The sequence below is a fragment of the Saccharospirillum mangrovi genome (assembly GCF_003367315.1).
Lineage (GTDB): Bacteria > Pseudomonadota > Gammaproteobacteria > Pseudomonadales > Natronospirillaceae > Saccharospirillum > Saccharospirillum mangrovi.
In genome coordinates, this window is the sequence record NZ_CP031415.1 from 1019111 (window position 1) to 1033088 (window position 13978).

Below are 13978 nucleotides of genomic sequence, written 5' to 3' on the forward strand. Positions count from 1 at the left end.
GGGTTAACGGAGCCGACAAAGATAATCGGCGTAGACCAGACCCGGACCCTGTGGTGACACTCCTTGAGCCTAGCTTGCCCGGGTGGTGATTGGGTGGCTCTAGTCGCTATAATGACGGCATTCTTAGTCGGGACTGTCAAGAGCGCAAGGCGCTCATCGGTCCGGGGCTGTCAGCCTGAAATGACACGGCAAATCGCCCGACGACAATCACAGCGAGACGACCAGAGATTGCTCCAATGAATGTCACTGATTACATGCACGACTTAGGTCGCGCCGCCCGTTCTGCCGCCACCGCCTTGGCGCGTGCCAATACCGGCACCAAAAACCGGGCGTTGCTGGCTACTGCTGAGGCGATTGCGCAGCAGCGACCGGCGCTGCAACGGGCCAATCAGGCGGACTTGGCGGCCGGTCGTGAACGCGGCCTGGATGCTGCCATGCTGGACCGCCTGGAACTGACCGATGCGCGCGTGAACGCCATGATTGAAGGTTTGCATCAGGTGGCGGCGCTGGCCGATCCGGTCGGTGGCATTACCGATTTGAATTTCCGCCCGTCGGGTATTCAGGTTGGCAAGATGCGCGTGCCGCTGGGCGTGATCGGCATCATTTATGAGTCGCGTCCTAATGTGACCATTGAAGCGGCCAGTCTGTGCATCAAGTCCGGCAACGCGGTGATATTGCGCGGCGGCAGCGAAGCCATTCAATCCAATCAGGCGCTGGCCGCGTGCATTCGCACTGGTCTGGCGGCGGCCGGTTTGCCCGAAGCGGTGGTGCAGGTGGTCGAGACAACCGACCGCGCCGCCGTTGGCGAATTGATCGCCATGCCTGAGCTTGTCGACGTTATCGTACCGCGCGGCGGCAAGGGTCTGATCGAACGCATCAGCCGCGACGCCCGCGTGCCGGTGATCAAACATCTGGACGGCATCTGCCACGTGTACATCGACGACGACGCCGATGCGACCAAGGCAATGAACATCGCCATCAACGCCAAGACGCATCGCTATGGCGTCTGCAACGCCATGGAAACCTTGCTGGTGGCTCAATCGCGTGCCGAAGAATTGCTGCCACAACTGGCTGCCGCCTTCACTGAACGCGGTGTCGAGTTGCGCGGCTGCGAACGCACTCAGGCATTGATCGATTGCAACGCCGCCAGCGAGGAAGATTGGACCACTGAATATCTGGGTCCGATTCTGTCGATCCGCGTGGTTGCCGGTCTGGATGAAGCCATTGAGCACATCAACACCTATTCCAGCCAGCACACCGACAGCATCGTCACCGAGAACTACACCCGTGGTCGTCGTTTCCTGACCGAAGTGGATTCGGCGTCGGTAATGATTAACGCATCTACCCGTTTTGCCGACGGCTTTGAATTCGGCCTGGGCGCGGAAATCGGCATTTCCACCGATAAGATTCACGCCCGGGGCCCGGTTGGTCTGGAAGGTTTGACCTCGCAGAAATACATCGTGCTTGGAGACGGCCAGATCCGTGAGTAATCCGCTCATGGCCGTGTTCGGCGGCACCTTCGATCCCTTTCATCGCACTCACGAATGGCTGTGCCAAACCGTTCTGGCGAACCCTGAGGTTCGCCAGTTGCGGTTGGTGCCTTGCCAATTACCGGCGTTGAAGGCCGCGGCGCAGGCGTCGCCGGAGGATCGCCTGGCGATGTTGCAGGCCTGGGCCCAGACGCAGGACGAAGCCGACCGGCTGGTGATTGATCGCCGTGAACTGGACCGCCCCGGCCCGAGTTACAGCCGCGATACGCTGACGGCATTGCAACAGGAATACCCAAACTGGCGCCGCGTTTTCGTGATGGGCGCCGACGCCTTCGCATCGCTGGCACGTTGGGATGGCGTAGACGACCTGATCCGCTGCTCGCACTTTTGGGTGTTCCCTCGCGGTAATGATCCGATTACTGTTCCGGCCCTGCCATTGCGACAGGTCGAACACTTATCGCAGCTGGATTTAACCGGCGGAGCCTGGCTGGCTGGCCCGGCGACCGGTTCGGACTTATCCTCCACCAGCCTGCGCCGCGGCCGTCTGGATTGGCAGGCGGAATTGCCGGCGCCCATTTATCACTACATCAAGACGGCTGGTCTGTACCGGCCGAGCTTTCATTGAATCAAGAGCCCTCCTGTGGAGGTCGCAACCTGGAAAACCGAATGACCGATAGCAAAACCGCCAATGCCCAACCTGCCGGCTTGACTGAGGCCGTGATCGAAGCCCTGGAAGACATCAAGGCGCAAGACGTTCAGGTGATCGATGTCACCGATAAAACCTCCTTGATGGACACCCTGGTAGTTGCCTCCGGTACCTCGCGGCGGCATCTGTCGGCGGTGGTCAATTCCGTCGCCGAAGATTTGAAAAAGAAAGGCTTTATCGCCCGCGCCCAGGAAGGCAGCGGCGCCGGTTCGGATTGGGTGTTGCTCGATTTCACGGATCTCGTGCTGCACGTCATGTTGCCGGAAACCCGCGCTTATTATGATCTGGAACGACTCTGGTCCGGCGCCGGCCCCATGGGTTCCGAAGCGATCGAATAATGAAGCTGCGTGTGCTCGCGGTCGGGCAAAAAATGCCGGCCTGGGTTAAAGACGGTGTGGCCGAATACGATAAGCGATTACCCGCCGAAATGCCGCTGGAATGGGTGGAGTTACCGCTCGGTCAGCGCGCGAAAAATCGTCCGATTGAACAGGCCATTGCCCAAGAAGGCGATGCCATGCTGGCAGCCATTCGTGCGGATGATAAAGTGATCGCCCTGGCCGTCGATGGTAAAGCCTGGTCCACGCCGGAACTCGCCCGTCAGTTGGAAAACTGGTGGCTCGAAGGGCGTGACATCAGCTTGCTGATTGGCGGTCCGGATGGCCTGGACGCCCGTTGTCTGGCGCGTGCCGACCAGCGCTGGTCGTTGTCGGCGTTAACCCTGCCGCACCCCTTGGTGCGCGTACTGCTCGCGGAACAGTTGTATCGTGCCTGGACCATTACCCGTAACCACCCTTACCATAAGTGACCCGATTTTCAGCGGACCTTTTGGCTGTCATGAGTAATTGCCGCCCATGTTGAATACGTCGCTCGACAACCGCGAACAGGAACGGCGGTTGTTTTTAAACAGGATGACGGCGGCAGCGGTTTTCGTCTGTCTGATGCTGTTGATCCTGGTCGCCCGGCTGTTTTATTTACAGATCATCGAAAACGAACAGCACGTCGCCCGCTCGGAAAATAACCGTCTCGAAGTGCTGCCAATCGCGCCAACGCGTGGGTTAATTTATGACCGCAATGGCGATTTGCTGGCCCGCAACCAACCCAGTTACACCCTCAGTGTGGTGGTGGAACGTGCTCAGAATGTCGACGCGCTGATCGAAGAAGTCAGCACCATGGTCGACATCTCCGATGAGCAGAAAGAACGCTTTTTCCAGCGCTTGAAATCCTACCGGCGTCCGTTCGAACCCATTCCTTTAAAACTCAATTTGAATGAACGCGAAATTGCGATTCTGGCGGCCAATCGCGTGTTTCTTGAAGGCGTTCAGGTGCAGGCGGAATTGATTCGACATTACCCTTATGGCGATACCTTTGCGCACGTTTTGGGTTACGTCGGCCGCATCAATGAAGAAGAATTGCGCTCGGTCGATTTGGGGCGCTACGCCGGTACGCGTTACATCGGCAAGCAGGGTGTGGAGCGACAATACGAATCGGCCTTGCTGGGCTCGCCCGGTTTTCAACGCGTGGAAACCAACGCACGCGGACGCATCATCAGCGTCATGGAACGGCAGCCGCCGCAACCGGGCGCTAACCTGCATCTGTATCTCGACCGCCGATTGCAGCAAAAGGCTGTTGAATTGCTGGGTGACCGGCGCGGTGCCATCGTCGCCATCGAACCGGAAACCGGTGGCATTCTGGCAATGGTCAGCCAGCCCGGTTTCAACCCCAATCTGTATGTTTCGGGTTTCCCGCTGGAGTTGTACAACCAACTGCGCGATTCACCTGACAAACCGTTTTTGAACCGCGCTATTCGCGGTCAGTATCCGGCTGCTTCTACTATCAAACCCTTTATCGGCATTGCGGGAGTGGATCAGGGTTTTGTTACTTGGGATTACACCATCAACGACCGCGGTTGGTTCCAGTTACCCAATGACGATCGCATCTACCGCGACTGGCTTCGTGGCGGCCACGGTGAAGTGAATATGACCACCGCCATCGCGCAATCCTGTGACGTCTATTTCTACGAGCTTGCTTACAAAATGAAGCTCGAATCCATCCACGATACGCTGGATCAATTTGGTTTCGGCCGCGTCACCGCCGCCGACGTGTACAACTCAGAACCTGGCATCAATCCAACGCGCGACTGGAAGAAAAACCGCCACGGTTTTGCCTGGTACGCAGGTGACACCGTTAACCTCAGTATCGGTCAGGGTTATATGTTGACCACGCCAATGCAGTTGGCCATTGCTACGGCCGTTATGGCGAATAAAGGGCATTGGGTCACGCCCCGTTTGTTGCGCTACAGCAACGACAATCAGTTGATGGACAATATTCCTGAACCACCCGCTGACATCGAATTAAACGATCCCACCAACTGGGATCGCATGCATCAGGCTATGCACGAAGTGGTACAAAGTAACCGCGGTACAGCCCGGGGTTCGGGCTTGAGCGCCAGCTACGACTGGGCCGGCAAATCCGGTACTGCTCAGGTGATTGCGATTGAGCGTGACGACGACGGTAACCCCATCGAAGACGTGCCGGAACGCTTCCAGGATCATGCCTGGTTTAACGCATTTGCGCCCTTGGAAAACCCCAAAATTGCCGTCGCAGTGTTGGTTGAAAACGGCGGTGGCGGCAGTGGTGTCGCCGCGCCCATCGTGCGGCAGTTGTTTGATTATTATCTCGGACTGGAGTCGAACTCATGAGCTTAATGGATTCCGTTCGACTGAGTCCTGACCATCGTATGGATCGGCCGCGCAGCCTGTGGTTGCGCGTGCATCTGGACCCGTATTTGTTCTTTGGTTTGTTGCTGATTTGTGGTTGTGGACTGTTCATTCTGTTCAGTGCCACAGGCGGTAATTGGAACGTCGTATTACGCCAGATGGTACGCCTGGCCGTTGGCTTTGGTGTGCTCTTTGTTGTGGCGCAATTCGACCCGAATTTTTTCCAGCGTTGGAGCCTGGGTTTGTTCCTGGTCGGCGTTGCGTTGCTGGCTGCTGTGCCGGTATTGGGCACTCACGCCATGGGCGCGCAGCGCTGGCTGACGATTCCGGGTCTGTTTCGATTCCAGCCGGCTGAAATTATGAAATTGGCGTTGCCGATCATGTTGGCCTGGTATTTATCGCGGTACGGCGTGCCACCTAAATATCGGCATTTGTTTGTCTCGGTCATTCTGTTGGCGACGCCGGTGGTGTTGATCGTCGAGCAGCCCGATTTGGGGACGGCGTTGTTGATTGCCGCCTCCGGTGTGTTTGTGATTTTTCTTGCCGGCTTGAGCTGGAAATTGATTCTGGCGCTGACCACCTTATCGATTGGCATGATGCCGGTGTTGTGGATCTACGTGATGCGCGACTATCAGCGCCAACGCGTACTGACGTTATTCAATCCAGAGTCCGATCCACTCGGTGCCGGCTGGAATACGATTCAGTCGATTACCGCCATCGGTTCCGGTGGCTTGCAGGGCAAAGGCTACATGCTTGGCACTCAATCGCAGTTGGATTTTCTTCCGGAAAGTCATACCGATTTTATTGTTGCGGTGCTCGGCGAAGAATTGGGTTTTGTCGGCATGTTGTTGTTGCTGGCGGCCTACGTTTGGGTGTTGATGCGCGGCATGCTGATTGCCGTGCGCGGCCGCGATAATTTCTGTCGATTATTGGCCGGCAGTTTGACGCTGACGTTCTTTATTTACGTCTTTGTAAATGTCGGCATGGTCTGCGGCATCCTCCCAGTGGTCGGTGTACCCTTGCCGCTGGTGAGTTACGGGGGTACCTCCATCGTAACGCTCCTGGCCGGGTTCGGTGTGTTGATGTCGATCAGCACCCATCCACGTTAGCTGAACGCTCCGCCAGCGGCGGGGCCCGACCAGAAGAAGGAAGACCGATGTCCAGAGTTGTCTGCCATTTGCTGTTGATGGGCGTGTGCGCCGGTTCAACAGCCCAGGCCAACAGTCTGATCGACCATCCACTCAGTCGCAGTGTTATCGATGCATTGGTGACTGAACACAGCTTCGATCGCAGTGAAATGGAAGCGCTCTTTGCCGAAGGTGAATACCTGGAACGCAACGTTGAGTCGCTGGCCAATCCGGCCGAACGCACCCAGTCTTACCATCAATATCGCCCCATGTTTATTTCCGACGCCATGATCGAAAACGGTCGTCGGTTTATGGACGAGCAGGCGCAATGGTTGGATAAAGCCGAAGAGCGCACTGGCGTGGCGCCGGAAGTGATTGCAGCCATTATCGGCGTGGAAACCCGCTACGGTGGTTTTCTGGGTCAGCACCGCACCTTTGATGCGTTAGGCACTTTGGCTGTAACCGAAGGTCGGCGTGCCAATTATTTTCAGCGTGAATTGATCAACTTTATGGGCATCAGCCGCGATCAGGGTTTTGCGCCGCGTTCGGTGAATGGCTCCTACGCCGGTGCCATGGGCTATCCGCAATTTATGCCGTCCAGTTATCTCGCTTATGCAATTGATCTGGATGAAGACGGCGATATTGATATCTGGAATGACCCCATCGATGCCATCGGTTCGGTCGCTAATTATCTGGGTCAGCACGGTTGGCGACGCGGTCAATTGGTGGCAACCCGGGCGCACGTCAGTGGCGATTATCTGAGCGTCAAACTCAACAGTTTTGATCGCGATCAGGATTTGATCGACGTCCGCGCCAAAGGCTGGGAACCGGTTCAGGCATTGAGCGATGATGCCCAGGTTCATCCGATTCGGCTGGACGGAGAATTGGGCGCTGAATTCTGGCTGGGCTATCGCAATTTCTGGGCGATTTCACGCTACAATCGCTCCATCGTTTACAGCATGGCGGTGTATCAATTGTCGGAAGAATTACGCACAGCGGTGCAATCGGCGCGTGAGGGCGCGCAGTAATGGTATCAGCGCGCGGGCTCAGCCTGCTGCCGGTGCTGATGCTGGTGTTGACCAGCTGTTCGACGCAATACAGTTCGGGTGTCGTGCAAGAAAGCAACGCCGGCCGGTATTCGATCAGTCAGGATCGAGGCCCGGACCAGACCCAAACCTTAAGTGCCGACGACATCGTTATCCCCACGCCACGTTTTGAGCCGATCAGCCCACGCGGCAATGCCAGTCCTTATGTGGTGAATGGTCGTCAGTATTATGTGTTAGCCAGTGCGGATCAGTACGTCGAGGAAGGTCTGGCGTCCTGGTATGGCGCCAAATTCCACGGCCACACCACCTCCAATGGCGAAGTCTTCGACATGTATCAGATCAGCGCGGCGCACCGTTCCTTGCCGTTGCCGACCTGGGTTCGGGTTACCAATCTGGAAAACAACAAAAGCATCATCGCGCGGGTTAATGACCGCGGGCCTTTTCATCCGGGGCGGGTGATTGATTTGTCGTACGCCGGTGCGGTCAAGCTCGACTACGTGCACAAAGGTACCGCTCGGGTTCGTGTTGAAGCGTTGTCGTTCGACGGCGGTGGCAGCAGCAGTCCGGCACCAGTGGGGCAGACCGCCTACTACGTGCAACTGGGTGCGTTCAGCGAACGCAATTCTGCTGAAGCATTGCGTGACCGGGTTTCTGGCCGGGTTCAGGACACCGTTCGTATCGATCACAGCGATTTATTCCGCGTGCGCATCGGCCCGGTGGACTACGATCGTGCGCTGCAATTACAGCAGCAATTGACCAGCCCGGAGTTGGGTCGACCGATGCTGGTTGGGGCAAACTGACCGCGATTGAGGTCAGCGTCGGCTTTCACATCCTTTACGCTTTCACTCTGCTTACAACCGCCAAGGTGATTTTACTGGTCGCCTTGGTACAATGCCGGCCTGCGGCCGGTGTCGCCTGTCAGGCGGGCCCTCTATTCCACAGTTATCAGCCACTTCTGAAATAAGGACAGTGTTCGTGTTGAAACGCCGTTTCAAACCCCGTGTTGTCATCGTTGCATCTGTTTGCCTCGCCTTTCTCACCAGCATCGCCAGCCCGCTTCAGGCCGAACCGATTATCCCGGCTCCGCCTCAGTTGGCGGCGTCGTCCTACATTCTGATGGATGCGCAGACCGGGCAGATTCTAGTCGATGAAAACTCGGACGAGCGCCAGCCGCCGGCGAGTCTGACCAAATTGATGACCAGTTACATCGCCGAGCGCGAGATCATCGAAGGCCGTATGAATCTGGACGACGAGACGTTGGTCAGCGTGAAAGCCTGGCAGACCGGCGGCTCGCGGATGTTTATCCAGGAAGGCCGTTATGTATCGATGGAAGATTTGCTGCGCGGCATCATCATTCAGTCGGGTAACGACGCTTCGGTTGCTATGGCTGAACACATCGCCGGCAGTGAAACCAATTTCGCGCAGATGATGAATTCCTATGCCCAGCGCCTGGGTATGACGCAGACGCATTTTGAAAATGCCACCGGCTTGCCGTCGGACGAGCATTATTCGTCCGCTCGCGACATCGCCATCCTGTCGCGCGCCATCATCTACAACAACGCCGAATTCTATCCGCTGTACGCGGAACGTAATTTCACCTTCAACGGCATTACTCAGTCGAACCGCAATTCGTTGTTGGGTCGTAATCCATCGGTCGACGGTTTGAAAACCGGCCACACCGACGAAGCCGGTTATTGCCTGGCCGCCTCGGCCGCGCAAGACGGCATGCGGCTGATCAGCGTCGTGATGGGTACCAGCTCCGACGAAGCACGCAGCCAGGAAACGCAGAAACTGCTGGCCTACGGCTTCCGTTATTTCCAGACCGCTCAGTTGCACGAAGCCAATACCTCGCTGTATCAGGCGCGCGTCTGGGCTGGTAAGTCCGATGAGGTCAATCTGGGTCTGGCCAACGACATGCGGTTGACCATTGCCCGTGGTGGCGAAGGCGGCATCAGCACGGTGTTGAACATCAACCCGGTGATCAAAGCGCCAGTGCAGACCGGCCAGGTACTGGGCGAGCTGGTGGTGCGTCAGGACGGCGAAGAAGTTGCGCGCCGGCCATTGCTGGCATTGGAGCCAGTGGAGTCGTCGGGTTTCTTTGCCCGGATTTGGGACTATATTTTGTTGTTCTTCTTTAACCTGTTCAGTGGTGACGGTGAATAGTGAGCCAGCCTGACGCCCCCAAAATTTCCTTTCCGTGCGACGACTACATGATCAAGGTCGTCGGCGATGCCGAAGTCGCTTTGTGCGACTTCGTGCATTCGGTACTGGTCCAGTTCGACGAGCAGCTGACGCTGGATTCGTTCACCACCAAGCCAAGCCGCAACGGCCGGTTCGAAAGCCTGACGGTGTTCATGCGCATCGAAGAAGAAGTGCATTTGAGTGAATTGTTCGAGCAACTCAAATCCGATGAACGCGTCAAGATGGTGATCTGATGAGCGCCGAGGTGTTAATTCGCGATCTGGGCCGGGCTGAGTATTTGCCAACCTGGCATACCATGCAGCGGTCCACCGAGCAGCGCGAAGCCGGCAGCCAGGACGAAATCTGGCTGGTCGAACACGAACGCGTTTTCACCCAAGGCCAGGCCGGCAAGCCAGAACATCTGTTGATGCCCGGCGATATTCCGGTGGTCCAGGCCGATCGGGGCGGTCAGGTGACCTACCACGGCCCTGGTCAGTTGGTGGCCTATGTGCTGTTGGATTTGAAGCGTTTGGGCAGTGATGTCCGCCGGTTGGTCTCGGCACTGGAAGACAGCATTGTCGACCTGTTGGCCGAGCAGGGTGTTACTGCCGCAGCGCGTCCTGACGCGCCGGGCGTCTATGTCGGCGAACGCAAGATCTGCTCACTGGGACTGCGCATCAAGCGCGGCTTCAGTTACCACGGCCTGGCGTTGAATCTGGACATGGACCTGGAGCCCTTCCAACGCATCAATCCGTGCGGCTATCAGGGCATGGAAATGACGCAATTGGCCGATTTCATGTCCGATGTGAATCGAGCCGCCATCCAACGACGCTGGGTTGAATTGTTCTGCCAACGCCTCGATTTGCATGCCCAATGGGTCGATGCTGAGACCGAGCAACGTCAGGCTGGCTGAAAGCCGGTCGCTTAGGCGCGGTCGCGTTGCTATCATTCGTCCCCGTCGTTTCACTGCTATGAGCCTGCCTGTATGAGCGAAAACCGCATTCCTGTAGTTCAAGTCGAAAGTGGTCGCAAATTTGTGAACCATAACGGCGTCACCGCCATTAAAAATGGCATCAAGGTGCATAAGGATGCGCGTCGTAACACCGAGCGTAAGCCCGAGTGGTTGCGGGTTCGTCTGTCGACCGGGCCGGAATACGAGGCGGTGAAAGGCATCGTTCATGAGCATCGGCTGAGTACAGTGTGTGAAGAGGCGATGTGTCCGAACATCGGCGAATGCTGGAGTGCCGGCACCGCGACCATCATGCTGATGGGCGATGTCTGCACCCGGGCTTGCCGTTTCTGCGCGGTTGATACCGGCAATTCTCACGGCTGGCTGGATTCGGAAGAGCCGGAAAACACCGCTCAGTCGGTGGCATTGATGGGCCTGAAATACATCGTGTTGACGTCGGTGAACCGCGATGACCTGGAAGACGGCGGTGCAGCACACTACGCAGCCACTGTTAAGCGCGTTAAGGAAGTCAACCCGGACACCGCCGTTGAAGCTCTGACACCGGATTTCCAGGGCAAACTCAGCGATGTCGAAGTGGTGGTGGATTCCGGCATTGAAGTCTTCGCCCAGAACGTTGAAACGGTGCGCCGATTGACGCATCCGGTGCGTGATCCGCGCGCCAGCTACGAACAAACACTGGCGGTGCTGGAACACGCCAAACGTTACAAGCCAGAGGTGTTGACCAAGACCAGCGTGATGCTCGGTTTGGGCGAAACCGATGAGGAAATTCTGGAAACGCTGGATGACCTCAAAGCGATTGGCGTCGACATCGTTACCTTTGGTCAGTATCTGCAACCGTCGCTGAACCACTTGCCGGTAGAGCGTTATGTGACGCCGGAACAGTTCCAGGAATACCGCCGTTGGGGGTTGGAACGTGGCTTCCTCGAAGTGGTGTCGGGCGCCTTCGTCCGGTCCAGTTACCGCGCTGAACAGGTGCTGGAAAAGAACAACGTTGGTCTGGGTTAAGACCAACGTTTTACGCCGGTTCGGCTAAGACGCGGGACACTTCGTTCACCCGCGCCAAACCGGCTTCGTCCAGCCGCTCCAACCAGGGCAGCAGAATCGCAAAGTTGGCGTTCTGCGCTTGCCGGTACAGATAGACCGGCGTTTCTTTGGACAGCGACAGCGGACTGGTTCCTGTCGCCATCCAAAACCGCATGATCATGTTGACGCTGTAATGCGGGCACAACTCGGGCGTTTCGTATTTTTTATACGCCGCCAAAGACACCCCCATCAACCGCGCCACTTCTTCCTGAGAAACCTCACGCTGCAAACGAAAGTCGCGCAGCTTTTCCGACACCGACCGATAGTAGGGGTCACGCAACAACCCCGCGCTCAGACTGCTGCGCAACTCAGCAACGCTGACGAACGGATTGGTTTCCGTGCTGTAGTCCCGCAATAAGCCCCGGAGTACCGAGTGCAGGGCTTCCAACGCCCAATCGGGCGCGCGATTCACGAAATACAGCACCGGCACCCAGGCGGGTTTGAACGGCAACTGCAGCCATTGTTGGTAACGGGTGCCATAGAACAACCAATGCGTTGGCAATCCGGTTTCCAGCGACCACAGCAGGGCGGAATGCAATCGGGGTAAATCCCGGCCGGCCTCGTACTTGCGGTATTGGCTGAGTGAAATCTGCATGCGCTCACTCAGACCGCGCTGACCCAGGCCCAGATGGCTGCGCACCGAACGCAGGTTCTGACCAATCTGATCGGCCAATGTTTCTTCAATGGTGGCGTAGTCGGGTGGCTCGCCCTGATGCGCCAGGAAGACTTCGGTCGGCGGCGCTTGGGGTTCAAACATGGCGTTTTTTATCGTAATTATGGCTACCTTTGTGACTGTACCACCGCTGGGGGTCATTGCAGAATACGACTGCGCGCTGAAGGGAGTCTGGCGCCATCACAGGGAAGTGATAACTTGCCTCAGCAAAGGCATAGGGAACAGCCGGGAAGGCTGGCTTTGCTGACAACGAGTCTCTTCTGCTTCACACCCTGGTTGTGAACGTTCTACAGACAACCCTCACTTTTCCGTCCCCTTGCTCGTCCGCCGACTGCGGGCGAGTTTTTGTTGCCTCCTCACCACCGCCAAACCAACACATTCACGCTAGAAAACTGTAAATTCATACAGTATATTGGCCGCGCTGGTGCACTGGGGGCAGTGGTTGTGACCGGGCGAAAAATCATCCACATCGATTGCGATTGTTACTACGCCGCGCTGGAAGTTCGGGATTTCCCCGAGTTGCGGGGCCAGCCGGTTGCGGTCGGCGGGTTAGGGCCGAGAAGTGTGCTGTCTACCTGCAACTATGAGGCGCGTGCCTTTGGCGTGCGTTCCGCCATGCCTACCGGCCGTGCGCTGGCACTCTGTCCGCAATTGATCGTCCGGCCGTCCCGCTTTGATGTGTACCGTTCCGTCTCACGCCAGATGCGGGACATCTTCAGCCGTTACACCGACCGCATTGAGCCGTTGTCGCTCGACGAAGCCTTTCTGGACGTCACCAACAACCGGGCGTTTGCCGGCAGCGCGACACGCCTGGCCGAACATCTGCGTGCGGAGATCAAACGTGAAACCGGCATCACGGTGTCGGCCGGCGTAGCGCCCAATAAATACCTCGCCAAAATTGCATCCGACTGGAACAAGCCCGATGGCCTTTGCGTGATCACACCCGATCAGGTGGCAGATTTTGTACGCAAACTGCCGGTGGAGCGGTTGTTTGGCGTGGGTCAGAAGACCGCCGAACGGATGCATCAGTTGGGTTACCGCACCTGTGGCGACTTACAGCAGGCTGAATTGATGACGTTGGTGGATCAGTTTGGCCGGTTCGGGCCGCGACTGTATCAGTTGGCCCGAGGGCAGGATGATCGACCCGTGCGCACCGAGTATCGGGCCAAGTCACTCAGCGTTGAGCACACCTACCCAACTGACTTGCCCGACGAAGCCGCCTGCCGCGCCGAATTGGCAGCTTTGCACGAAGAACTGCAACGCCGTCTGGCACGGCGTCAGCAGGTTGCTGATATCGATCGGGTGTTTCTGAAAATGCGCTTTCGTTCGTTTCGTCAGACCACGGTGGAGCGGGCGTTGCCCGTCGCTCTGGAGTCGTTTGAGCCGTTGTTGGCGGAAGCCTGGCAGCGTCGGCAGGAGCCGGTGAGATTGCTGGGGCTGGGCGTCCGTTTCGTGGAAGAAGCACCCAGCCAGCAGTTGGCGTTATTTGAAGGAATGTCACTCGCTGGTGTAGATGCGGTCCATCAGTCGGCCGTTTAGTTCGTACAGCCGGTCGCCCAGCATTGAGCGGAGTGTCTGATAGGCTGCCGTTTGCGACACGTACGGGTAGTACTCGGCCTGAGTGATGAACAGCTTGAAATCATCCGGGCGCTGCAACCAGAAGTCGCTGTAGGCTTCGTCGTTATTGGCGGGGTTGTTCAGCTGTCGCAACAGATCCGGTGCGATGGCTTCCCATAACCCAGCGACAATTTCCTGCTTGTTGCGGAAGTAGTAGTAAATGGACGGCGCAGCGCAGCCGGTTTCAGCCGCGATTTTACGCAGTGACAGCTTGTTAATGCCTTGCTGAGACAAGACATTGCGAGCCGATTCGAGAATATTTTCTTTCTTAATCATGGCGTGAATACATCCGAGTAAACAGCGTTTTAAAATCTAGCAGTGGATTTCAGAGGCCGCTAAATTTCGCTTCGTGTTGTTTTGTAACGCGC

15 protein-coding genes are annotated in these 13978 nt (G+C 57.1%); 13 read left to right on the forward strand and 2 right to left on the reverse strand.

What is annotated here, in order from left to right; genetic code table 11:
* The first annotated feature begins 236 nt into the window (after positions 1 to 236).
* From DW349_RS04840 to lipA, 12 genes are all read left to right on the forward strand, one after another.
* Entirely contained in the window at positions 237 to 1490 is a 1254-nt protein-coding gene (locus tag DW349_RS04840) for a glutamate-5-semialdehyde dehydrogenase (RefSeq protein WP_108125990.1), read from the forward strand.
* Complete coding sequence (locus DW349_RS04845; RefSeq protein ID WP_157954369.1) at positions 1483 to 2115, forward strand: nicotinate-nicotinamide nucleotide adenylyltransferase; 633 nt, start codon at positions 1483 to 1485, stop codon at positions 2113 to 2115. The genes DW349_RS04840 and DW349_RS04845 overlap by 8 nt, the downstream gene beginning before the upstream one ends.
* Positions 2116 to 2156: 41 nt before the next feature.
* The gene (rsfS, locus tag DW349_RS04850; RefSeq protein WP_108125988.1) at positions 2157 to 2534 is read left to right on the forward strand and encodes a ribosome silencing factor; all 378 of its coding nucleotides are present in this window, start codon (positions 2157 to 2159) and stop codon (positions 2532 to 2534) included.
* Complete coding sequence (rlmH, locus tag DW349_RS04855; protein ID WP_108125987.1) at positions 2534 to 3001, forward strand: 23S rRNA (pseudouridine(1915)-N(3))-methyltransferase RlmH; 468 nt, start codon at positions 2534 to 2536, stop codon at positions 2999 to 3001. The genes rsfS and rlmH overlap by 1 nt, the downstream gene beginning before the upstream one ends.
* A gap of 46 nt (positions 3002 to 3047) precedes the next feature.
* Positions 3048 to 4895 (forward strand): penicillin-binding protein 2, encoded by a 1848-nt coding sequence (mrdA, locus tag DW349_RS04860; RefSeq protein WP_108125986.1) that lies wholly within the window; start codon positions 3048 to 3050, stop codon positions 4893 to 4895.
* Positions 4892 to 6022 carry a rod shape-determining protein RodA gene (gene rodA, locus DW349_RS04865; RefSeq protein ID WP_108125985.1) on the forward strand — a complete coding sequence of 377 codons (1131 nt, stop codon included), beginning with the start codon at positions 4892 to 4894 and terminating at the stop codon, positions 6020 to 6022. The genes mrdA and rodA overlap by 4 nt, the downstream gene beginning before the upstream one ends.
* A 47-nt stretch (positions 6023 to 6069) precedes the next feature.
* Complete coding sequence (gene mltB, locus DW349_RS04870; protein ID WP_108125984.1) at positions 6070 to 7068, forward strand: lytic murein transglycosylase B; 999 nt, start codon at positions 6070 to 6072, stop codon at positions 7066 to 7068.
* Complete coding sequence (locus tag DW349_RS04875; RefSeq protein ID WP_108125983.1) at positions 7068 to 7886, forward strand: septal ring lytic transglycosylase RlpA family protein; 819 nt, start codon at positions 7068 to 7070, stop codon at positions 7884 to 7886. Before mltB ends, DW349_RS04875 begins: the two co-directional genes overlap by 1 nt.
* Before the next feature lie 175 nt (positions 7887 to 8061).
* The gene (locus DW349_RS04880; RefSeq protein WP_232819336.1) at positions 8062 to 9249 is read left to right on the forward strand and encodes a D-alanyl-D-alanine carboxypeptidase family protein; all 1188 of its coding nucleotides are present in this window, start codon (positions 8062 to 8064) and stop codon (positions 9247 to 9249) included.
* Positions 9249 to 9521: an HP0495 family protein gene (locus DW349_RS04885; RefSeq protein WP_108125981.1), complete on the forward strand. Its 273-nt coding sequence runs from the start codon at positions 9249 to 9251 to the stop codon at positions 9519 to 9521. The genes DW349_RS04880 and DW349_RS04885 overlap by 1 nt, the downstream gene beginning before the upstream one ends.
* A complete protein-coding gene (gene lipB / locus DW349_RS04890; protein WP_108125980.1) occupies positions 9521 to 10180 on the forward strand; it encodes a lipoyl(octanoyl) transferase LipB in 660 nt (219 codons plus the stop codon). Before DW349_RS04885 ends, lipB begins: the two co-directional genes overlap by 1 nt.
* Positions 10181 to 10252: 72 nt before the next feature.
* Complete coding sequence (lipA, locus tag DW349_RS04895) at positions 10253 to 11242, forward strand: lipoyl synthase (protein WP_108125979.1); 990 nt, start codon at positions 10253 to 10255, stop codon at positions 11240 to 11242.
* A 10-nt stretch (positions 11243 to 11252) separates the two neighbouring features.
* Here the strand turns inward: lipA and DW349_RS04900 are convergent, their stop codons facing one another.
* Positions 11253 to 12077, reverse strand: a complete 825-nt coding sequence (locus tag DW349_RS04900; protein ID WP_157954368.1) for a helix-turn-helix domain-containing protein — start codon at positions 12075 to 12077, stop codon at positions 11253 to 11255.
* A gap of 354 nt (positions 12078 to 12431) precedes the next feature.
* On the opposite strand from DW349_RS04900, the gene dinB reads away from it, so the two are divergent.
* Positions 12432 to 13532: a DNA polymerase IV gene (gene dinB, locus DW349_RS04905; RefSeq protein ID WP_198650512.1), complete on the forward strand. Its 1101-nt coding sequence runs from the start codon at positions 12432 to 12434 to the stop codon at positions 13530 to 13532.
* Here the strand turns inward: dinB and DW349_RS04910 are convergent.
* Positions 13491 to 13886, reverse strand: a complete 396-nt coding sequence (locus DW349_RS04910) for a TetR/AcrR family transcriptional regulator (protein WP_108125976.1) — start codon at positions 13884 to 13886, stop codon at positions 13491 to 13493. The two genes, dinB and DW349_RS04910, sit on opposite strands and share 42 nt — an antisense overlap.
* Positions 13887 to 13978: the final 92 nt, after the last annotated feature.